This is a genomic window from Bacillus cereus group sp. MYBK220-1 (genome assembly GCF_051916445.1).
GTDB lineage: Bacteria > Bacillota > Bacilli > Bacillales > Bacillaceae_G > Bacillus_A > Bacillus_A cereus.
This window is the reverse complement of the sequence record NZ_JBQAGQ010000003.1, coordinates 1-22293: the sequence shown is the minus strand read 5'-3', so window position 1 is coordinate 22293 and position 22293 is coordinate 1. Positions and strand designations below refer to the sequence as shown.

Below are 22293 nucleotides of genomic sequence, written 5' to 3'. Positions count from 1 at the left end.
GTCTTCTCATAAATTTCCATATAGAATAAAAGTATGCAGTTTGATATAAAAAGGAGTTGATTGGAATATGTCAAAAAAGTTATGTAAATCCGAAACTGATAAAATACTATTTGGTATATGTGGTGGTTTAGGAGAATATTTTGATATTAGCTCTACTCTTATTCGTATCATTTGGGTTATTGCTGTTTTATGTTTTGGGACAGGATTTTTAGTTTATTTCATTTGTTTATTACTTATGCCACGTTCGTACTAACGGCATTATTTCACATACTTAAGAAGAGCAAATCACCTATAGAATCCTATAGGTGATTTTTTCATGAAGAATATTTCATCGTTAAATGTAATACCGCCACTTCTTCTTCTTCATTTTTATAAATATGCTTCTTATTCGCTTCAAATTGAATGGAATCAAACTCATTTAATTCGTATACATCATTCTCCACTTGAATAGACACTTTCCCTTTCATTACCGTTACAAGCTCAATCGCACCTTCATGATGAGCTTCTGGCTCATATATACTATTTGATCGTAAACAAGCACGGTGCATTTCCATCCCTGTTTCTTTCGTATAACGGAACATCGTTTCTAAATGCCACGCTTGTCCTTCATCTACTGCAAATCCTTCTCCACAGCGCGCAACAGCTACAGGTTCTCCAACAACCATTAATCTGGATAAAGGAATTGATAACCCTTTCGTTATTTTCCAAATGACAGCTAGTGTCGGATTTGTTTCCCCTCTTTCGATCTTTCCTAATGTTAATTTACTAACTCCTGTTTTATGGGCTAATTCTTCTAAACTTAATTTCTGTTCATTTCGAATTTGTCTCAATAACTGTCCAACTTGTTGAATGACTTCTTTCGTTTGCATATCTTCATTTTCTTTCATATATAAAACCACCTCAAAGTATAAAATAGTTTACTTTTAATAATTAAAAGTATATCATACTATACATAATTATTTATTTTCGAAAGGAGTGCTATACTTCATGCGCGCAATTTTATTAGGTCTTTTATCATCGGCCTTTTTTTCTGCAACCTTTATTATTAATAGAGCAATGAATGTATCTGGAACGAGCTGGGCTTGGACAGCTTCCTTCCGTTTTTTATTTGCTCTTCCTATTTTATTCCTTATCGTTTTATTTCGCAAAAACTTTAGGGAATTATGGGAAGAGTTAAAAAAACATCCATTGGCATGGATCGGATGGGGTTCTGTTGCCGGTATTGGTTTTTATTCTTTATTAAGTTTCGCAGCTGTCTTTTCTCCAGCTTGGCTCGTTGCTGGAACTTGGCAAGTTACGATTTTAGCTGGTTTACTACTATCACCACTATTTTTCGTGAAAATAGAAACAAAATCAGGTACGAAACTTGTACGCGGAAAAATTCCAGTTCGTAGCTTATATGTTGCATTATTTATTTTACTTGGTGTAATTTGTATGCAAGCAACTGCCGCAGGCCATATTACAATGACTCAGTTCATTTCAGGTTTTTTACCTGTCGTATTAGCCGCTTTCTTATATCCGTTCGGTAACCGAAAAATGATGGAGCTTGTTGGTGGACGCCTTGATACGTTCCAACGTGTATTAGGAATGGCAATTGGAAGTCTTCCTATAACAATCTTGCTTGGTATATACGGATTTTCTACTACTGGCATTCCAACATCCAACCAAATGCTTCAAGGATTTTTGTTAGCGTTATGTTCCGGCGTTATTGCAACGATGACATTTTTCTTTGCTACTGACTTAGCAAAAGATAACCTCGCTCTACTTGGAGCTGTTGAAGCAACACAAGCTGGAACGATGGTCTTTACCGTACTTGGAGAAATCATTTTCTTAAATGGTTCACTCCCTGAAGGACTTTCTCTCATCGGAATGATTATTATCATGTTAGGAATGGTTGCAAATAGTATTTTAAACCGTTCTGTTCCAGTCGTTAAACAGAAAAAATCGGCATAAAAAAAGGGTATGGTTCTATAGAGATGAACCATACTCTTTTTTATTGTCCCCCTATTTCGCCTTATCAGAATAGTATTTCATTGGCTGTTTATACTAAAACTTATGTTATAATACGTTTCATGCGCATTAATAGGAGGTAAATTATGTTAAAAAAAGCAATCGCTGAATTTATTGGTACATTTGTACTTGTATTATTCGGAACTGGAGTAGCTGTCACTGGCGGCGGAATTGAAGGAATTGGAACATTAGGAATCGCTATGGCTTTCGGTCTATCTATTGTAGCTATGGCATATAGCATCGGAACAATTTCTGGATGTCACATTAACCCAGCAGTATCAGTAGCTATGTTCATCAACAAACGAATGAACGCTATGGAACTTTGTTATTATGTATTAGCTCAAATTTTAGGTGGTTTATTAGGAACTGCAACGTTAGTAACAATTTTAAAATCTGCTAAAACACCTTTAGATAATTTAGGACAAAATGGTTTCGGAACTCTTGGTTTATCTGGAGCATTTTTAGTTGAGTTCATTTTAACTTTCGTATTTATTTTAGTTATCGTTGCTGTAACAGGTAAAAAAGGAAGTTCTTCTTTAGCTGGACTAGTAATTGGTTTCACATTAGTTTTAATTCACTTATTAGGAATTCCGTTAACTGGAACATCTGTTAACCCAGCTCGTAGTATCGCACCAGCTTTATTTGTTGGTGGAGAAGCACTTTCTCAACTATGGGTATTCATCGTAGCACCAATTCTTGGTGGTATCTTCGCAGCTATCGTAGGTAAATTCATTTTAAATACTGAAAAATAGAATTTTCAATATTTCTGAATAAAAAAATGCGAGCCCTCATTATGAGGAAGCTCGCTTTTTTTATTCTTTCATTTTAGACTTTAAATTTGTAACTAATTGATCTACCGTTACATTTGCAAGTACGTTTTCCATCGCTTCTTGCGCTTGCATTAAAATAATTTCTAATACTGATTGAATATTAGCTCCTACTGGACATTCAATGTTGGGATTTTCATGGAAGGAAAATAGTTGTCCTTCTTCTACAACTTCCACTGCTTTATATACATCAAGTAATGTAATTTCTTCTAAATCTCGAGCAAGTGTCGTACCACCTTTACCAGCTTGTACATCAACAAGCCCTGCTCTCTTCAACATTCCTGTAATGCGACGAATCACAACTGGATTTGTATTCACACTACCGGCAATCCATTCAGAGGTACAGCGAGAGTTTCGATCTATCGCAAGTAATGTCAGCATATGAACACCTACTGTAAAACGACTACTAATCCCCATCTGCACACCCTCCTTTTTATTCATTCTATTAAAAGACGACTCTTATTATTATATACTATTTTTAATTTATACATAAAGAAAAAGCATGATTTCAATAGGAAATCATGCTTTTCTCTCATTATTGACGCTTTATAAATTTCGCTAAATCTTTAAATTTCACTTTATCTGAGTAATTCATTACGCCGTTTACGTAAATGCGGCTTGTAACAGCATTTAATACCGCAATTGTCGCCAATAAGACTGCTAATGTTATCGTAATTTCTAGCATACCTGCTTCACCAGCTACAATACGTGAGAAGGTAACCATCGGTGTAAAAAATGGAACGTAAGAACTTACAACAACGATAGTACTATTCGGATCACTTAATGATTTAATACTAATAAAGAATGCAGCCATAATTAAAATCATTACCGGGAAAGATACAGCTTGTAAATCCTCCGTCTTAGACACGACAGCTCCAGCAGCAGCATACATCATCGCATAAAGTAAATATCCCGTAATGAAATAAACAAGAAACATGCTGATAACCTTTGCATCTAATTTCGTAAAGTCAATTGGAATACCAAATAGTGAGGCACTTTCTAAATCGACCCAGCCTAACAAATATGGAATAAGATAACCACACGCCAATATGACAAGTTGCAATAACGCCGTTGAAACAACCGCTAAAATTTTCGCATACATCATCGTAAGAGGCTTCACTTTCGGAAGCATTACTTCCATTACACGTGACGCCTTTTCAGATGCAATATTCATTGCGATTGTATTTCCGAACGCTACAATAAACATATATAAAGCAAATGTAAAGAAATAGGCAATTCCGAAAGAAGATGTACGATCTTTTATCGCTTCTTGCTTTACTTGAATTTCTGTTTGTAATTGCTGTGCAATTTCTGGTGAAACATTATTTTTGGCAATCGTCACCATCGTATATTGTTGCTTTAAATATCCTGCCATAATTGCAGAAGTTGCTTGGCTTGGAAATCCATTATACATATATGTAATCGATGGAGCCCCACCCTTTTCCGTCACATGGAATAGACCATCTAAATCGCCTTCTTCTACTTGCTTATGCAGTTTATCAAAATCATCCTTTGAACCAATTGTTATTTTTGCTGATGGCAATAGCTTATTTAGCTCATCTTTTTGTACTTTATATGTGGAACTCTCTACTACAACTGCAATTTTATCTTTATCCTTATTTTTATCATCGCCTGAAGTAAAATGATTAAATGCAAAAATCCCAAACACAACTAAAAATAAAATCGCACTCGTAATTAATGATTTCTTAGATAAAAACGCTTCCCTAAAATAAAATGAAAATACGTGAGAAAATTTACGCATCGTTATTTCGCCCTCTCTACAAAGATTTCGTTTAACGTCGGCTCTAACATTTTGAATTGTCGTAAGCTAACACCTTGCTCTTGCAACTGTTGCAAAATCTTGAGAGCTTCCGCATCGTCTTGTACTTTCACATAAAGAAGGCCTTGTTGTTTTTCATACGATACATGTATAGCTTCTAATCCCTTTTCATTCTCTACTGTATCTTCAATCGTTAAATTACGGAAACCGTATTCTTTCTTAATATCACTTAGCTGTCCTTTTACGACTGCTTCACCTTTTTTCAAAATACATACATGTTGGCAAAAAGCCTCTACTTGTTCCATACGATGACTTGATAAAATAATCGTCTTTCCGCTCTGTACTTGTTCTTCAATAATACTAGCTAGCATCCCAGCATTAACTGGATCAAGGCCGCTGAATGGTTCATCTAAAATGAGAAGTTCCGGATTATGAAGAAGAGCAGCAATTAATTGTATTTTTTGCTGATTCCCTTTTGAAAGCTCTCCAGCCGTTTTAAATTTATATTCTGGTATCGCTAAACGCTCTAACCAGTGATCAATAGCGTGATCCACTTCTTTCTTCGACATTCCTTCTAATCTACCAAAATATCGCAGCTGATCTATTACTCTACTTTTTGTATATAAACCTCTTTCTTCTGGTAAATACCCAATTGTTACACCACTATTTCCAAATGCTTTTCCATCCCATGTAATCGAACCTTCATTAGGCGTTAATAATCCGAGAAGCATTTTGATTGTTGTTGTTTTCCCTGCACCATTTCGTCCAAGTAACCCTAGTACTTCACCTTTTGGTAACGAAATTTGCAAACCGTTAACTGCTTTTGATTCCCCAAATTGTTTCGTTAAGTTTTGAATTTGTAAACTCAAGTATAAAGCCTCCCCTTTAGTATCATTCGTACTCTCTTTCAAAGACTATGTTTATTCAAGACAAAATATAGCACCACGCTTCATTCTCTTATATGTAAACATCGTCATGAATCCATCATTTGTTCTATTTAGTTAAAATTGTAAATAAAAAAGTTCTTTTTGTCAATTATAATTGTCATTACGACAATAAAACTTGTCAAAACAACTATTATTATTTTGCTCATCTTTCTAATATAGGACATACTACTATATATACAAAAGACAATATGCAAATATTCATATAAAAATATTATATTTTAATATATAATATAAAATGATTTTCTAACATCAAGGAGGATACATATGAAGATGAAGAGGGGCATTACCACTTTATTATCTGTAGCGGTTCTATCTACATCACTTGTAGCATGTTCAGGAACACCAGAGAAAACAGTGGCGAAAGAAGAGAAAGTAAAATTAACAGAACAACAATTAATGGCTGATTTATGGTATCAAACAGCCGGTGAAACGAAAGCACTTTACTACCAAGGGTACAACATTGGTCAATTAAAGCTTGATGCAATTCTTGCAAAAGGGACAGAGAAAAAACCTGCTATCGTGCTTGATTTAGACGAAACTGTTTTAGATAACAGTCCTCATCAGGCAATGAGCGTAAAAACAGGCAAAGGCTATCCTTACAAATGGGATGATTGGATTAACAAAGCTGAAGCTGAAGCCCTTCCAGGCGCAATTGATTTCTTAAAATATACAGAGTCTAAAGGTGTAGATATTTACTACATCTCAAATCGTAAAACGAATCAACTAGATGCAACAATTAAAAATCTTGAGCGTGTAGGTGCTCCTCAAGCAACGAAAGAACATATATTACTACAAGATCCGAAAGAAAAAGGAAAAGAAAAACGCCGTGAACTCGTTTCTCAAACCCATGATATTGTCTTATTCTTCGGTGATAACTTATCTGATTTCACAGGTTTTGATGGAAAATCTGTAAAAGATCGTAACCAAACAGTAGCAGATTCAAAAGCACAATTTGGTGAGAAATTCATTATTTTCCCGAATCCAATGTATGGCGATTGGGAAGGCGCTTTATATGATTATGATTTCAAAAAATCAGATGCAGAAAAAGATAAAATCCGTCGCGACAACTTAAAATCATTTGATGTAAAATAAAAGAGGATGGCATTCGCCATCCTCTTTTATTTTACTTTCTCTGTTAAAGGCAAGATAAATACTTCCACACGTCTATTCTTTGCCTTTCCTTCTTGTGTATCGTTTGGAACAATTGAACGGTATTCTCCGTATCCAATCGCACTAAATTTTTCTGGTTGTAATTCTTTATTTTGCAGTAATACTTGCATAAAATTAACTGCCCGCTGCGTACTTAATTCCCAATTCGACGCAAACTGCGCATTGGCAATAGGGACATTATCCGTATGACCCGATACTGTAATTTCACGAGGTGACGCTGAAACAAGTAAGCTAGACATCTCTTTTGCAATCCCTAAAGATTCTAATTTCACATCTGCTTTCCCCGAATCAAACAGTATATTTTCTAATATTGTCACCATTAATCCCTTTTCAGTTAATTTAGTTTGAAAAGAAGAAGATAATTGTTTTTCATTAATATATTGATCAATCTTTTTTTGTAATGCTTTCAATTCATCCATCTCTTTTTTTTCTTTAGCTCTAGCTTCTTCTTGTTTTTTTGCTTGTTCTGCCTCAAGGCTACTTGCTGATAATTCTTTTTCATCATTTGGCTTTTGATCACTTAAAAATTCTTTGTTACCTGTTCCCCCAGCTAATTCACTTCGAAAAGCAACTGCCATCTGTTTAAACTTCGCAGCATCTATACTACTCATTGCGAATAAAACGATAAACAATGCAAATAACAACGTTAACATATCAGAATATGGGATTAACCACGTTTCATCGATATGCTCATCATGTTTTTTCTTTTTGCCTCTTCTATTTTTCTTACTCCGCATTTTTTTCTGCTCCTTTTTCTAGCTTTTTACGCTCAGTTGCAGAAAGTGCACCTAAAATGCGGTTCTTCATAATAAACGGATATGTACCTTCTTGTAACATTAATAAACAATCAATGATTAAACGTTTTTTCTCAATTTCAGCTGAAGATTTTTGCTTTAACTTATTTGCAAATGGATGCCATAATACGTAACCTGAAAAAATACCAAAAATCGTTGCAATAAACGCACCAGAAATAGCATGACCTAACTTTTCAATATCAGTTAAGTTACCAAGCGCAGCTACAAGACCGATAACAGCACCTAAAACTCCTAATGTCGGTGCATACGTACCAGCTTGTGAAAAAATAGCAGCTCCCTTTGCATGTCTTTCTTCAATTGCCTCTAATTCAGATTCCAAAATCTGCTCTAAATCTTCTGCGGATACGCCATCAATCACAAATTTCATACCGCGCAAAAGAAATTCATCTTGAATTTTGTCTAATTGTTGCTCTAAAGACAAAATACCGTATTTTCTACTTTCAGATGTCCAATGAACAAATAATTCTAGCAACTGTTCATAACTTAAATCCTTTTTATTTGAACCAAAAAGAACTTTAAATAGTTTTGGAACCCTTTTTAGTTGATTCATCGGAAATGCAATACATACTGCAGCAAATGTACCGATAAAAATAATTAATGCTGCGGCAGGATTTAATAAGGCTGTTATGTCAGCGCCCTTGACGACCATCCCTACTACCACTGCTACAAATCCTAAAATAAGTCCAATAATTGTTGCAAAATCCATTCCCATTCACTCCTAGTCTATACAAGAAGTTCTTTATTCTCGATAATCGCTACATCTTCTTATGTATATATATTACATAAAAAATGCAAATCATGAAAGATAAGAAATGAATTATATAAAAAAATACTACAAATTCACACATTTTCTGACATTTTCTTTGCATTTCTATTACGTTATGACTCTTATATTCCTTTTCCAACAAACTAGATTTATAATAAAAAAACAATACACATTTTATGAAGAAGGGACTGTGATTACAAGGCATCATGAAAAAGATAATAATTATTTCTGCCACTACTATTGTAATCGGGATCACATCTTTCGCTTACTTTGGTTCTAAAACACCACTACATAATGAAGCAAAAGCTGTCGAAAGTCAAAAGCATAATAACCATAAAAAAGAAGAGATTCCTGCTTTTCCAAAAGCTGATCATAATGCAAAGAAAATAGACAATGACTTTTCAGTTGTAACAAATCCAAAATCTAATCTTGTCTTAATTAATAAACATCGAAAACTACCAGATGGATACACTCCTGAAGACTTAACGAGACCAAATGTACCATTTATTAGTCCAAAAGATAAAGAAAAAACATTGCTGCGCAAAGATGCTGCCGAGGCACTTGAAAACATGTTCAAAGCTGCGAAAAAAGAAGGGCTTGATCTTACAGCTGTATCTGGTTATCGTTCATACAAACGCCAAAAATCGTTGCATGATACATACGTTAGACGTCAAGGAAAAGCCGAAGCTAATTCGGTAAGCGCAATTCCTGGTACAAGTGAACACCAAACGGGTTTAGCAATGGATATTAGTTCAAAATCAGCTAAATTTCAATTAGAGCCTATCTTCGGAGAGACAGCAGAAGGAAAATGGGTCGCGGAACATGCTCATGAATTCGGTTTTGTCATTCGTTACTTAGAAGATAAAACAGATACAACAGAATATGCCTATGAACCATGGCACTTACGCTACGTTGGTAATCCATACGCTACATACCTATATAAACATCACTTAACATTAGAAGAAGCGATGGAAGACAAAAAATAAGAGAGCAAATTGCTCTCTTATTTTTCTTTCACTCTATTATTGTAGTAATTTCTTCTTCCATTCTTCAGGCCATGGTTCGCCTCTTCCTGTTTTTTTCGAAGCTTGAACCATCATTCCACGACCTACTAAACAAACCTCTCCTGCTGCATTCTTCACCATATAATGTAAATCTAAAGAAGAATTCCCGACCGATCCTGCCTTTACATACACCTTCAGCTGTTCATCAAAATATATTTGCTTAATAAAATTACATTGTAAATCCGCAACAACGATCATCGTTTCTGATGATGCATGTGTCCACTCTTGCATAAATCCAAGTTCTTTAAACAACGCAATACGAGCTTCTTCAAAATAAGTAAAAGCAACGACATTATTTACATGTCCAAACATATCTACTTCACCAAAACGAACCTTTACAGGGTTGTAAAACGAAAAACCACTTTCCCATTGCTCAAAGTCTTCAATATAAGAAATCCTCTTCATTGTTATCTCTCCTTTTCACCTTGAAATAAACAGAATAAACAGAAAAATGCAGTTATAAATATTGCCTCTTCGATATGAAGAGGCAATATTTATTAATAGTTATTATCGCTACCAAAGAAATCTTTGAACGATTGAATTGTTGTATCACGGTTTAATGCCGCAATTGAAGTTGTTAAAGGAATACCCTTCGGACATGATTGCACACAGTTTTGAGAGTTACCACAGTTTGCTAGTCCTCCATCTCCCATAATTGCACGTAAGCGATCTGCTTTATGCATTTCACCCGTTGGATGTGAGTTGAATAAGCGAGCTTGTGATAACGGTGCTGGTCCAATAAAGTCAGACTTACTGTTTACGTTTGGACATGATTCTAAGCAAACACCACATGTCATACATTTTGAAAGCTCATAAGCCCATTGACGCTTTTTCTCAGGCATTCTTGGTCCTGGACCTAGGTCATACGTACCATCAATTGGAATCCACGCTTTAACGCGTTTTAGAGCATTAAACATGCGACTACGATCAACTTGTAAGTCACGTACAACCGGGAATGTCTTCATCGGTTTTAAGCGAATTGGTTGCTCTAATTGATCAATAAGTGCCGTACATGATTGACGTGGTTTTCCGTTAATCACCATCGAACATGCACCACATACTTCCTCTAAGCAGTTCATATCCCATGCAATCGGAGTTGTTTGGTTCCCTTTTGAATCAACAGGATTACGACGGATTTCCATAAGTGCTGAGATAATATTCATATTCGGACGATATGGAATTTCAAACTCTTGGTCAAACGCTTGCGCATCTGGCCCGTCTTGTCTCGTAATGATGAGGCGGATTGTTTTCTCAGACATGTTGTTTATCCCCCTTCTCTTCACCCTTAGCAGCTACATCGTGTTTTGAAGAATAATCACGTTTACGCGGTTTAATTAACGAAATATCAACGTCCTCGTAATGGAATGCTGGTGCATTTCCTTCTCCCTCAAATTTTGCCATCGTAGTTTTTAAGAAGTTTGCATCATCACGATTTGGGAATTCAGGTTTGTAATGCGCCCCACGGCTCTCATTACGGTTATATGCGCCAATTGTAATAACACGTGCTAACTCAAACATATTTGCAAGTTGGCGTGTAAATGAAGCACCTTGGTTACTCCATCTTGCTGTATCGTTAATGTTAATACGTTTGTAACGAGCCATTAATTCTTCAATTTTCGCATCTGTTTCTAATAATTTTTTATTTTCACGAACTACTGTAACGTTATCTGTCATCCATTCTCCAAGCTCTTTATGAAGAACATACGCATTTTCGTTACCATCCATCGTTAAAATATTGTTAAATTTCTCTGTTTCGATTAATTCATTTTGCTCATATACAGTAGATGAAACAGCATCAGATGATTTAGAAAGACCTTTCATATACTCAATTGCGTTTGGTCCTGCTACCATACCACCATAAATTGCTGATAATAGTGAGTTCGCACCAAGACGGTTACCACCGTGCATAGAATAATCACACTCACCTGCTGCAAATAAACCTGGAATATTTGTCATCTGTTTATAATCAACCCATAGTCCGCCCATTGAATAGTGAACAGCTGGGAAGATTTTCATCGGTAGTTTACGAGGATCATCCCCTGTAAATTTCTCATAGATTTCAATAATTCCACCTAGTTTAATATCTAGTTCTTTTGGATCTTTATGAGAAAGATCTAAGTACACCATGTTTTCACCGTTAATACCTAGTTTTTGCTCTACGCAAACATCAAAGATTTCACGCGTTGCGATGTCACGAGGTACAAGGTTTCCGTAAGCCGGATATTTTTCTTCTAAGAAGTACCATGGTTTACCATCTTTATATGTCCAAACACGTCCACCTTCACCACGTGCAGATTCACTCATAAGACGTAATTTATCGTCTCCAGGAATTGCCGTTGGGTGAATTTGAATGAACTCACCGTTTGCATAATATGCGCCTTGTTGATATACAGCAGAAGCTGCTGTACCTGTATTGATAATGGAGTTTGTTGATTTTCCGAAAATGATACCAGGGCCCCCTGTTGCCATAATCACGGCATCTGCTCCGAAACTTCTAATCTCCATAGTTTGTAAGTCTTGTGCAACGATTCCTCGGCACACACCTTCATCATCAACAACAGCTCGTAAGAAATCCCAACCTTCATATTTCGTTACAAGTCCTGCTACTTCGTGACGACGTACTTGCTCATCTAATGCGTAAAGTAATTGCTGTCCAGTTGTTGCACCAGCAAATGCTGTACGGTGATGTTGCGTTCCACCAAATCGACGGAAATCAAGAAGTCCTTCTTCCGTACGGTTGAACATAACACCCATACGGTCCATTAAATGAATGATACCAGGTGCTGCTTCACACATTGCTTTAACTGGTGGTTGGTTCGCTAAGAAGTCCCCACCATAAATTGTATCGTCAAAGTGGATCCATGGAGAATCCCCTTCACCTTTCGTATTTACGGCACCGTTAATTCCGCCCTGAGCACATACAGAATGTGAACGTTTTACTGGTACTAAAGAAAACAGTTCAACATTTACTCCTGCTTCTGCCGCTTTAATCGTTGCCATTAAGCCAGCCAAGCCACCGCCGACTACTATAAGTTTCCCTTTCATGCTCTCCCACTCCTTACTGGTTTGCTAGCTGTGGATCGATGAACGCTAATAATGCACTCACACCTACATAAGATAAACCTAAGAAAATAGCTAATGTTACATAAGTAGAGATTCTTTGTGAACGTGGAGATACTGTAATTCCCCAGCTGATGCAGAATGTCCATAGTCCATTTGCAAAGTGGAAAATTGTTGAAACAACACCAACTAAGTAGAATGCAAACATAGCTGGATTGTTTAAAATATCTGCCATCATATCATAGTTTACCTCTTTACCTAACATTGCTTGAATACGAGTTTCCCAGACGTGCCAAGAAATGAAGATCAGCGTAACGATACCTGAAATTCTTTGGAAGACGAACATCCAGTTACGGAAATAACCGTAAGAAACCGCATTGTTCTTAGCTGTAAATGCAATATATAAGCCATATATAGCATGGTACAGTATCGGTAAAAAGATGATGAAAATTTCTAGCGCATACCGGAATGGAAGGAGCTCCATAAAGCCTGCAGCTTTGTTAAAAGCCTCTGCTCCTCGTGTTGCAAAGTTGTTTACAATTAAATGTTGCGTCAAAAAGACACCAACCGGGATGACCCCCATTAATGAGTGCCACTTACGAAACGTATACTCGCGGCCTTTCATGTCCCCATTACCCCCCTTGAATGTTTGACTGCTGTTTTCAGATTAGTTTATGACAATAATGTTTTTTCACTATTGGCATAAGAAAAACTGAAAAAATTATTCGAAATATTTCAGCATAATTTGATACCAAGTTCATTTTACTCCTATTTTTGTCGAAGCGTCAAGAAAACGTATACATAATTTGCATATAATTTGCCAATTCTTTTTTTCTTCTTATATATTCAGATTTTCCTAAAGAAAAATCTGTTTTTATAAATGTGAAATGTTATATAATAATCCCTATAGAAAGAGGGGAATATTGTGAGTAAAAATACAATCGATACAACATCTTTAGAAGATGTTTCATTGAACGCCTTCGCTTATGAATTGCTACGTGAAGAATTACTACCTGATTTAATCGGCAACGATTTAGATGGTATTTTATACTGGTCTGGTAGAAACCTTGCAAGAAAATATCCGCTAGAAACAATTGAAGAAGTCATTCAATTCTTTGAAAAGGCTGGCTGGGGCACTTTAAGCATTGTTGAACATAAGCGTCGTGAAATGCAGTTCCAACTTAAAGGCACACTCATCGCAGAACGTCAAAAACAAAAACGACATTCTTCTTATCAACTAGAAGCCGGATTCATCGCTGAACAAATTCAAAAGCAACGGAACGTCGTTGCAGAGTCATACGAAGAAAAGAAAAAACGTTCTGACTCTATTACATTTCTTGTAAAATGGGATATAAAAGATCTCATTGAAGTGTAAGCATTACCTACAGTCAACTAGACATATCAGTTTAGTTGACTTTTTTGTATTTTCATTCAGATGAGTTTATTTTAAATCTTCAGAAATTATACCAAAAAACAGAAGACGTTGTAAACTACAACGTCTTCTTATCTGTTAAATACGTATAAATCGTCTCCGCGACATTTTTCGGCATACCCGCTTCGACAAATTCCTCTATAGAAGCTTCTTTCATCTTCTTTAATGAACCAAAATGTTTTAACAATACCTTTTTCCGTTTATCACCGATTCCTGGAATATCATCCAATGCTGATTGAATGACAGATTTCCCATGTAATTGACGATGGAATGTAATCGCAAATCGATGCACCTCATCTTGAATACGCTGCAATAAATAAAATTCTTGGCTATTTCTCTCAAGCATCACAGGTTCCGGTGGATCCCCAATAATTAAATGGGAGGTTTTATGTTTATCATCTTTTACAAGACCTGCCATCGGAATATATAATCCGAGCTCATTCTCTAAAATATCACTTGCAGCCGCTAGATGGCCTTTTCCTCCATCAATAATAATCAAATCAGGTAAAGGTGAATTTTCTTTAAGTGCCCTTGTATAACGGCGCCTCACAACTTCTCTCATAGACTCATAATCATCTGGCCCTTGAACCGTTTTAATTTTATATTTTCGATACTCTTTCTTCGCCGGTTTCCCATCAATAAAAGCAATCATTGCAGAAACGGGATTTGTTCCTTGAATATTTGAGTTATCAAACGCTTCAATACGATACGGCGTTTCAATCCCAAGCTGCTTCCCTAAATGATCTACCGCTTTAATCGTTCGTTCTTCATCACGTTCAATTAAGTAAAACTTTTCTTCAAGAGCAATCTTCGCATTTTTACTTGCCAATTCTACAAGGTCTTTTTTCTTACCACGTTTCGGCTGCGTCGCTTCCACTTCTAAAAAGCGCTCTACTAATTCCGAGTCTATACTTCCTGGAACGACAATTTCCTTCGGCTTAAAATGACTACTGTTTTCATAAAATTGGCCGATAAACGTTAAAAAACCCTCTTCTGGTTCATCGTAAATTGGAAACATAGAAACATCACGTTCAATTAGCTTTCCTTTTCGAACGAAGAAAACTTGAACACACATCCATCCTTTATCCACTGCATATCCAAACACATCACGATCCACTAAGTCACTCATAATCATCTTTTGTTTTTCCATAATCGCATCAATATGAGCAATTTGATCACGCAACTCTTTTGCACGTTCAAACTCTAGTTTCTCTGAGGCCTCATACATTTTTATTTCTAGTTCTGAACGAACTTCTTTATGTCCACCATTTAAAAACTTAATAATTTCATCTACAATTTCTTTATTTTGTTCTTCGGTCACTTCTTTCACACAAGGCGCTAAACATTGACCCATATGATAATACAAACACACTTTATCTGGCATATTCGTGCATTTCCGAAGTGGATACATACGATCTAGCAGTTTTTTCGTTTCATGAGCAGATTGTGCATTTGGATAAGGACCAAAATATTTCCCTTTATCCTTTTTTACGTTTCGAGTAATGAGTAAGCGCGGTTGCTTCTCCGCCGTAATTTTAATAAAAGGATATGTTTTATCATCTTTTAATTGAATATTATATTTCGGATCATATTTTTTAATTAGATTTAACTCTAAAATAAGTGCTTCTAAATTCGAAGAGGTTACAATATATTCAAAATCAACAATTTCTCCTACAAGCCGCAGTGTTTTCCCATCATGTGAACCAGTAAAGTACGAGCGCACACGATTTTTAAGCACTTTTGCCTTTCCGACATATATAACCGTTCCTTGCTTATCTTTCATCAAATAACAACCAGGTTGATCTGGTAAAATAGCCAACTTCTCTTTCAAATGTTCGTGCACTCGTCTCCCTCCATTTCTACATACTTAGCATTTTTATTTTCCCTTGAAAACATACTATGCCCAAACACCCAACATACGTTCTTTTATTGTAACGGAAAGACTGTAAAAAAGAAAATAAAAAAAGCTACCAAATGGTAGCTTTTTTTATTTTAGAAGTGTTTAGAAACTAATTCTACTAACGCTTCTTTCGGTTTGTAACCTAACGCTTGATCAACTACTTTACCATCTTTTAATACGAAAAGAGCTGGAATGCTCATTACTTCGAATTGACGAGCAGTTTCTTGGTTTTCATCAACGTCTACTTTTACTACTTTTACTTTTTCGCCTAGTTCTGCATCAATTTCCTCTAATACAGGAGCGATCATTTTACAAGGTCCACACCAAGGTGCCCAGAAATCTAATAATACAACACCTTCGCTAGTTTCTGCTGCGAAGCTTTGGTCATTTGCGTTTACAATTGCCATTTTATTTCCTCCTTCAAGTATATTCTACCAAGAGTATATCATTAACTTATATACGTGGCGAATAATATGTATCGTTATGTATTGTAACAAAAAAATGTTCCTTTATACTATATAAAAATACGGATTAAATACTAAAAAGATGAGAGACAGGGGATCTCTCACCTTTTTCTATATATAGGGGTACTTCACTTGGAACTCAAGGGTACTTAAATCATGAATGTACTTTTAACTTTTTAAACTCTTCTGTTAAAAGAGGTACAACTTCGAATAAGTCACCGACAATACCATAGTCAGCTACTTTAAAGATACTTGCTTCTGGATCTTTATTGATCGCAACGATTATTTTTGAGTTAGACATACCTGCTAAATGCTGAATCGCACCAGAAATACCACATGCAATGTATAAGTCTGGCGTAACAACTTTACCAGTTTGACCAATTTGTAATGAGTAATCACAGTATTCAGCGTCACAAGCACCACGAGATGCCCCAACAGCGCCGCCTAGTACGTCTGCTAACTCTTTTAATGGCTTAAAGCCTTCTTCACTCTTCACACCACGTCCACCAGCGATAATAACTTTTGCTTCAGAAAGATCCACACCTTCTGCTGTTTTACGGACAACATCTTGAATGATTGTACGTAAATCTTTCACATCAACTGTAATAGAAGATACGTCACCGCTGCGAGACTCATCTTTTTCCAGAGTTGCAATGTTATTTGGACGCACTGTCGCAAATAAGATGCCGTCTGTTACAATCTTCTTCTCGAATGCTTTACCAGAGTAAATTGGACGAGTGAAGATAACATTTCCACCTTCAACCTCTAAAGCAGTTACGTCAGAAACTAAACCAGCTTCAAGCTTCGCTGCTAATTTTGGTGATAAATCTTTACCAAGTGCTGTATGTCCAAAAACGATACCTTCTGGATTTTCTTCAGCATGTACAGCTAAAAACGCTTGTGCATAACCATCAGATGTATATGATTTTAATTTATCATTTTCAACTGTCACAACGCGATCTGCACCGTAATGAATCAATTCATTTGCAAAAGAGGCAACGCTGTCTCCAATTAGAAGACCTACTACTTCACCGCCTTCTGCAATTGTTTTTGCTGCTGCTACCGCTTCAAAAGAAACGTTACGTAGCGATCCATCACGAACTTCACCCATTACTAATACTTTACGAGCCATAGATTTTCCCTCCTGCATATATAATTTCGTATTTTATTAGATTACTTTCGCTTCTGTATGGAGCAACGATACAAGTTCTTTTACTTGATCTTGCAGCTCGCCTTGTAACACTTTTCCTGCATCTTTCTTAGGAGGCAAATAGATTTCAATTGTTTTTGTCTTTGCTTCCACATCATCTTCTTCTAAATCTAAATCATCTAATTCTAATTCTTCTAGCGGCTTTTTCTTCGCTTTCATAATACCTGGAAGCGATGGATAACGCGGTTCATTTAAACCTTGCTGTGCTGTTACTAAAACTGGTAATGAAGTTGCAATCACTTCTGTATCACCTTCAACATCACGCTCAATCTTCACATTTGTACCGTCAATTTCAAGTTTTGTAATTGTCGTTACATACGGAATATTTAACGCTTCAGCTACGCGTGGTCCTACTTGTCCAGATGCACCATCAATTGCAACGTTTCCGCCTAAAATTAAATCTGCATCTTTATCTTTTAAATATTCAGCAAGCACTTTTGCTGTCGTGAACTGGTCACCATTTTCTACATCATCTTCAATATTAATTAATACAGCTTTATCACAGCCCATTGCTAATGCAGTACGAAGTTCTTTCTCACTATCTTCGCCACCAACTGTTACAACTGTAACTTCTCCACCTTGTGCGTCTCTTACTTGAATTGCTTCTTCAATTGCATATTCATCGTAAGGGTTGATGATGAATTCCGCTTCGCCATCGTAAATTGCACCGTTTTTAATTACGATTTTTTCTTCTGTATCAAATGTTCGTTTCATGAGTACGTAGATGTTCATTCCATTTACCCCCTTGTTTTTCAGAAAGATTCTATCAATTTTAATTTTCTGTTAATTTATATTAAAAAATAATTGAACTACCTGCCACTAAATGAAGGTTTACGCTTTTCTAAAAATGCAGCTACACCTTCTCTTCCATCTTCACTCGTAAATACTTCACCAAAAATCTGTGATTCACGTTGTACACCTTCATAGTAATGAGACGATTTTGTCGTTTGCAATAACTCTAGTACAGCACGAGTTGTTGCTGGACTTTTTCCAGCAATTTGTTTTGCAACTTTAAGCGTATCATCTAAAAGAGATTCTTCAGAGAACAATCCGTTAACAAGTCCCCACTTTAATGCTTCTGCACCAGTAATTGGTGTACTTGTTAACATCATTTCACAAGCTTTCGCTTTCCCAACATAACGTGGTAAGCGCTGTGTACCTGCAAAGCCAGGAATTAATCCAAGTGTTAATTCAGGTAAACCAAGTTTTGCACTTTCAGTTGCAAAGCGCATGTGGCAAGACATAGCAAACTCAAGGCCGCCGCCCAGTGCCGCTCCATGAATTGCCGCAATAACTGGTTTTGAACATTTTTCAACACGCTCAAACGTAACTTGTCCAAGCTGTGCTAATTCTGTTGCTTGCTTCGCTTCAGTAACAGATGTAAATTCTTTAATATCTGCTCCCGCTGAGAAGAAACGTCCTTCACCGTGAATAACAACAACACGAATGTTATCATCCTTTTCCACTTGATCAATTAATTCAGTAACGTCATGCATAACTTGTGAAGACATCGCATTCGCTGGTGCGTGATTTAATGTCGCCACCGCGATATGATCTTCAACTCTTACAGATAGGAATTTCAACATGATCCCTCCCATTATTGACGATAACCACAAGCTGCAATAAGTAGCCCGTGTACCGTTTTTGAAAGTGCGACCAGATCATACTTATGATCGCTCATTACCCAATTGGTCACTACTTCATCTACTGTTCCAAAGATCATTTGTCTTGCCACGCGAACATTTAAATCTGCTTGAAATTCACCTTGTTTTATACCAGTCTCTAAAATCTCATCCATAACTTGTAAGTAGCCTTTTAATACTTCATTTATTTTAAGGCGCAAGTCTTGATTGGACTGCCTCAGCTCTAATTGCGTAACGATAGCAAGAGGATCATTTTGCGACAACAGCAAGAAGTGCGTTTCTACCAACATGAATAACTTCGATACAGCGCTTTCAATTCCTGCTGTTTTTTGACGAATTGTTTCGACAAATTCTCCCATCTTCTCTTGGAATAAGGATATTAATATATCTTCTTTATTTTTAAAATATAAATAAATCGTGCCATCAGCTACCCCAGCTTGCTTTGCGATTTTAGAAACTTGCGCTTGGTGGTACCCATTCTCCGCAATCACAATGACTGCCGCATCAATAATTTGATTGTATTTCGGTCTATTTTTCTTCACTTTACTGTCCCCTTCAAGAAGATGACTGAATGAATAGTCATTCATATTCTTATAATACTGACTATTTAGAAAAGTGTCAATCCTATTTTTTCAAAAAGAAAGGGCCTTAGCCCGTTTGCTCATCCTCATTCTTTCTCTTCTCTTCATCTATTAGAACACGGCGTAAAATTTTCCCTACTGTCGTTTTTGGCAATTCATCTCTAAACTCATATACTTTCGGCACTTTATAAGCCGCTAAATATTTACGTGCAAACTGATTTAATTCTTCCTCAGAGCACTCCGTACCTTCTTTTAACACAACAAATGCTTTAACTGTCTCTCCTCGGTACGGATCTGGAACTCCAATTGTCACTACTTCTTGCACTTTTTCATGCTCATATAATACTTCTTCAACTTCACGAGGATACACATTAAATCCACTCGCGACAATCATATCTTTCTTGCGATCTTTTACATAGAAGAATCCATCTTCATCCATGTAGCCAACATCACCTGTATGGAGCCAGCCATCTTGCAATACAGCCGCTGTTTCCTCTGGCTTATTCCAATATCCTTTCATAATTTGAGGGCCTTTCACTACAATTTCACCTATTTCTCCTGGCGGTAATGCCTCACCAGTTTCAAGCGACATAATGATTGCTTCTGTATCTGGCCACGGAACTCCGATGCTACCTGGCACTCGCTTTTCCCATAAAAAATTACTATGTGTAACCGGAGAGGATTCTGTTAAACCATATCCCTCTACTAGTTTACCACCTGTAACTTTTTCGAACTTTTCCTGTACTTCTACTGGCAGTGGTGCTGATCCACTAATACAAGCACGAATAGAAGAAATATCGTATTCTTTTAAAAGCGGACTATTTAAAAGAGCGATATAAATAGTTGGTGCCCCTGGAAACAATGTCACTTTATGCTTCTTAATCGCTTCAAAAACCATTTTCATATCAAACTTTGGAATAAGGACCATTTTGTATCCTTGCATAATACTTAAATTCATAACAGCTGTCATACCATAAACATGGAAAAATGGAAGAACCCCAAGAACGACTTCTTCTCCTTCTTTGCAATTATATAACCATTGAACTCCCATTAACGTGTTAGAGACGAGGTTTTTATGCGTTAACATAACTCCTTTCGGAAATCCGGTTGTTCCTCCTGTGTACTGTAAAAGAGCTAGATCATTTTCAGGATCACAAGGCACCTCAACATTCGTATTCACTTCTTTTTCTACTGAATTCCAAAGATGAATCGTTTCACTCTCTGATACTTTCACAACTAAATTCGACTGTTTTTTCTGCACAAATGGATACAATAGATTTTTAGGGAATGGTAAAAAGTCTGCAATACGAGTTACGATAATATGCTCAATTTTTGTAGCAGATTGAACATTCGTTACTCTTGGAAACACTAAATCGAGACAAAGAATTACTTTTGCTCCCGAGTCATGAAGCTGATATTCTAATTCTCTTTCTGTATACAGTGGGTTTGTTTGTACTACGATACCTCCCGCAAGTAATGTGCCGTAATAACCAATTACAGCTTGCGGACAATTCGGCAACATAATAGCAACTCGATCACCCTTTTCCACACCGAGCTTTTGAAGATAATTTGCAAACCTCTTCACCTTATCATGGAAGTCCGAAAACGTAATATCCTTCCCTAAAAAGTGAAGCGCTTTCTTTTCTGGGTAGCGAGATGCCATCTGTTCTACATATCTATGAAGCGGCTGAATATCATAAGAAATCGTACTAGGAATTTCCTCTGGATAACTTTTCAACCATGGTTTTTCCACCTTCATTCCCCCTTCAAATACATAAAAAATAAATGAATGTTCATTCATGATGGTTATTTTCATTATATTATAGTCACCATAACGTTACAATCATAATATTCTGACTTTTATATAACTATGCTTTACTTCATTAACTTCTTATTATATGTAGAAACTCTCCTAATCTTAAAAGAGTAAGAGAGTTATGGCTTAGCTCAATCTTATTATCGTTAACACTGCTCCTGGAGTAGTTGTTGATAATGTTGCGACAGCTAACAAACCAAATAATTGCAAGCTAATAGCATCTCCTGCTGCAAGAGTTGTAATGATTGTTGCGCTAAATGATGTGGTCGCTACAGCAGGAGAATTGATTGTTCCGGCAAGTGGTGCTCCATTGATTGTAATCCGTGAACTAACTAATAATGAAGCCGTTATATTAATCGAATATGAAATATAGTAATTTCCAGCATTTGCAACCGTAAATACTGTATTTCCCCCGGAAACCGTAATACCTGGACCAATATTTTGATTATTCGGAAGCGGGACATTCGTTCCACCTAGAAGTACTGATATCGCTGTTCCTGAGGTATTATTTGCAAATGCATATGTCGCCGTGATACTTGTACCTGTAGCCCCGGTTGAGCCTGTTGCTCCTGTTATTCCCGTCGCTCCCGTTGGACCTGTTGAGCCTGTTGCTCCTGTTATTCCTGTCGCTCCCGTTGGACCTGTTGAACCCGTTGCTCCTGTTATTCCTGTCGCTCCCGTTGGACCTGTTGAGCCCGTTGCTCCTGTTATTCCTGTCGCTCCCGTTGGACCTGTTGAACCCGTTGCTCCTGTTATTCCCGTCGCTCCCGTTGGACCTGTTGAACCCGTTGCTCCTGTTATTCCTGTC

Annotated in this window: 24 protein-coding genes; 6 read left to right on the top strand and 18 right to left on the bottom strand. The window is 36.7% G+C overall.

Translation table 11 applies throughout. From position 1 onward, the window contains the following. Nucleotides 1-67: 67 nt before the first annotated feature. Nucleotides 68-253, top strand: a complete 186-nt coding sequence (locus ACTFRU_RS13775; RefSeq protein ID WP_098569727.1) for a PspC domain-containing protein — start codon at nt 68-70, stop codon at nt 251-253. Between the two features lie 61 nt (nt 254-314). On the opposite strand, the gene ACTFRU_RS13770 is transcribed toward ACTFRU_RS13775, so the two are convergent. Further along, on the bottom strand, nt 315-887 hold the full coding sequence (locus ACTFRU_RS13770) for a helix-turn-helix domain-containing protein (protein ID WP_000661924.1): 573 nt from the start codon (nt 885-887) through the stop codon (nt 315-317). A gap of 100 nt (nt 888-987) precedes the next feature. Here ACTFRU_RS13770 and ACTFRU_RS13765 point away from each other — a divergent pair, with 100 nt between their 5' ends. Beyond that, the gene (locus ACTFRU_RS13765; RefSeq protein ID WP_440037698.1) at nt 988-1953 is read left to right on the top strand and encodes a DMT family transporter; all 966 of its coding nucleotides are present in this window, start codon (nt 988-990) and stop codon (nt 1951-1953) included. Between the two features lie 143 nt (nt 1954-2096). Next, nucleotides 2097-2762, top strand: a complete 666-nt coding sequence (locus ACTFRU_RS13760; protein WP_000913213.1) for an aquaporin — start codon at nt 2097-2099, stop codon at nt 2760-2762. Between the two features lie 60 nt (nt 2763-2822). Here the strand turns inward: ACTFRU_RS13760 and ACTFRU_RS13755 are convergent, their stop codons facing one another. The 3 genes from ACTFRU_RS13755 to ACTFRU_RS13745 form a co-directional block, all read right to left on the bottom strand. Further along, entirely contained in the window at nt 2823-3254 is a 432-nt protein-coding gene (locus ACTFRU_RS13755) for an Rrf2 family transcriptional regulator (protein ID WP_000512998.1), read from the bottom strand. A gap of 118 nt (nt 3255-3372) precedes the next feature. Beyond that, a complete protein-coding gene (locus tag ACTFRU_RS13750; RefSeq protein WP_001224980.1) occupies nt 3373-4599 on the bottom strand; it encodes an ABC transporter permease in 1227 nt (408 codons plus the stop codon). 2 nt (nt 4600-4601) lie between these two features. Then, a complete protein-coding gene (locus tag ACTFRU_RS13745) occupies nt 4602-5486 on the bottom strand; it encodes an ABC transporter ATP-binding protein (RefSeq protein ID WP_000058117.1) in 885 nt (294 codons plus the stop codon). A gap of 342 nt (nt 5487-5828) precedes the next feature. Here ACTFRU_RS13745 and ACTFRU_RS13740 point away from each other — a divergent pair, with 342 nt between their 5' ends. Then, entirely contained in the window at nt 5829-6656 is an 828-nt protein-coding gene (locus ACTFRU_RS13740; RefSeq protein WP_000782767.1) for a 5'-nucleotidase, lipoprotein e(P4) family, read from the top strand. Nucleotides 6657-6682: 26 nt separating this feature from the next. Here the strand turns inward: ACTFRU_RS13740 and motB are convergent, their stop codons facing one another. After that, nucleotides 6683-7471, bottom strand: coding sequence for a flagellar motor protein MotB (motB, locus tag ACTFRU_RS13735; protein ID WP_440037697.1), 789 nt, complete (start codon nt 7469-7471; stop codon nt 6683-6685). Further along, complete coding sequence (gene motA / locus ACTFRU_RS13730; RefSeq protein ID WP_000344853.1) at nt 7461-8255, bottom strand: flagellar motor stator protein MotA; 795 nt, start codon at nt 8253-8255, stop codon at nt 7461-7463. Before motA ends, motB begins: the two co-directional genes overlap by 11 nt. 266 nt (nt 8256-8521) lie before the next feature. Between motA and ACTFRU_RS13725 the strand changes: the two genes are divergently transcribed. Continuing rightward, nucleotides 8522-9301: a M15 family metallopeptidase gene (locus tag ACTFRU_RS13725; protein WP_440037696.1), complete on the top strand. Its 780-nt coding sequence runs from the start codon at nt 8522-8524 to the stop codon at nt 9299-9301. A 36-nt stretch (nt 9302-9337) separates the two neighbouring features. On the opposite strand, the gene ACTFRU_RS13720 is transcribed toward ACTFRU_RS13725, so the two are convergent. From ACTFRU_RS13720 to sdhC, 4 genes are all read right to left on the bottom strand, one after another. Further along, nucleotides 9338-9784, bottom strand: coding sequence for an acyl-CoA thioesterase (locus tag ACTFRU_RS13720; RefSeq protein WP_000822734.1), 447 nt, complete (start codon nt 9782-9784; stop codon nt 9338-9340). A gap of 92 nt (nt 9785-9876) precedes the next feature. Then, nucleotides 9877-10638 carry a succinate dehydrogenase iron-sulfur subunit gene (sdhB, locus tag ACTFRU_RS13715; RefSeq protein ID WP_001291827.1) on the bottom strand — a complete coding sequence of 254 codons (762 nt, stop codon included), beginning with the start codon at nt 10636-10638 and terminating at the stop codon, nt 9877-9879. Beyond that, nucleotides 10631-12424 (bottom strand): succinate dehydrogenase flavoprotein subunit, encoded by a 1794-nt coding sequence (gene sdhA / locus ACTFRU_RS13710; RefSeq protein WP_000676750.1) that lies wholly within the window; start codon nt 12422-12424, stop codon nt 10631-10633. The genes sdhB and sdhA overlap by 8 nt, the downstream gene beginning before the upstream one ends. 13 nt (nt 12425-12437) lie before the next feature. Continuing rightward, nucleotides 12438-13064, bottom strand: a complete 627-nt coding sequence (sdhC, locus tag ACTFRU_RS13705) for a succinate dehydrogenase cytochrome B558 (protein WP_000678354.1) — start codon at nt 13062-13064, stop codon at nt 12438-12440. 300 nt (nt 13065-13364) lie between these two features. Here sdhC and ACTFRU_RS13700 point away from each other — a divergent pair, with 300 nt between their 5' ends. Further along, nucleotides 13365-13814, top strand: coding sequence for a YslB family protein (locus ACTFRU_RS13700; RefSeq protein WP_000042226.1), 450 nt, complete (start codon nt 13365-13367; stop codon nt 13812-13814). Nucleotides 13815-13929: 115 nt separating this feature from the next. On the opposite strand, the gene uvrC is transcribed toward ACTFRU_RS13700, so the two are convergent. The 8 genes from uvrC to ACTFRU_RS13660 form a co-directional block, all read right to left on the bottom strand. Beyond that, nucleotides 13930-15714: an excinuclease ABC subunit C gene (gene uvrC, locus ACTFRU_RS13695; RefSeq protein WP_025690695.1), complete on the bottom strand. Its 1785-nt coding sequence runs from the start codon at nt 15712-15714 to the stop codon at nt 13930-13932. Nucleotides 15715-15863: 149 nt separating this feature from the next. Then, on the bottom strand, nt 15864-16178 hold the full coding sequence (gene trxA, locus ACTFRU_RS13690) for a thioredoxin (RefSeq protein ID WP_001018943.1): 315 nt from the start codon (nt 16176-16178) through the stop codon (nt 15864-15866). A 211-nt stretch (nt 16179-16389) separates the two neighbouring features. Beyond that, nucleotides 16390-17367 carry an electron transfer flavoprotein subunit alpha gene (gene etfA, locus ACTFRU_RS13685; RefSeq protein WP_000101945.1) on the bottom strand — a complete coding sequence of 326 codons (978 nt, stop codon included), beginning with the start codon at nt 17365-17367 and terminating at the stop codon, nt 16390-16392. 36 nt (nt 17368-17403) lie between these two features. Further along, nucleotides 17404-18177 carry an electron transfer flavoprotein subunit beta gene (gene etfB / locus ACTFRU_RS13680; RefSeq protein ID WP_001029028.1) on the bottom strand — a complete coding sequence of 258 codons (774 nt, stop codon included), beginning with the start codon at nt 18175-18177 and terminating at the stop codon, nt 17404-17406. Nucleotides 18178-18254: 77 nt separating this feature from the next. Continuing rightward, nucleotides 18255-19031, bottom strand: a complete 777-nt coding sequence (locus ACTFRU_RS13675; protein ID WP_000911292.1) for an enoyl-CoA hydratase — start codon at nt 19029-19031, stop codon at nt 18255-18257. An 11-nt stretch (nt 19032-19042) separates the two neighbouring features. Continuing rightward, entirely contained in the window at nt 19043-19630 is a 588-nt protein-coding gene (locus ACTFRU_RS13670) for a TetR/AcrR family transcriptional regulator (RefSeq protein ID WP_000742223.1), read from the bottom strand. Nucleotides 19631-19736: 106 nt separating this feature from the next. Continuing rightward, nucleotides 19737-21422 carry a long-chain-fatty-acid--CoA ligase gene (locus ACTFRU_RS13665; RefSeq protein ID WP_000414744.1) on the bottom strand — a complete coding sequence of 562 codons (1686 nt, stop codon included), beginning with the start codon at nt 21420-21422 and terminating at the stop codon, nt 19737-19739. A gap of 189 nt (nt 21423-21611) precedes the next feature. After that, the coding region (locus tag ACTFRU_RS13660) for a BclA C-terminal domain-containing protein (protein WP_440037695.1) at nt 21612-22293 on the bottom strand (682 nt) is incomplete at its 5' end.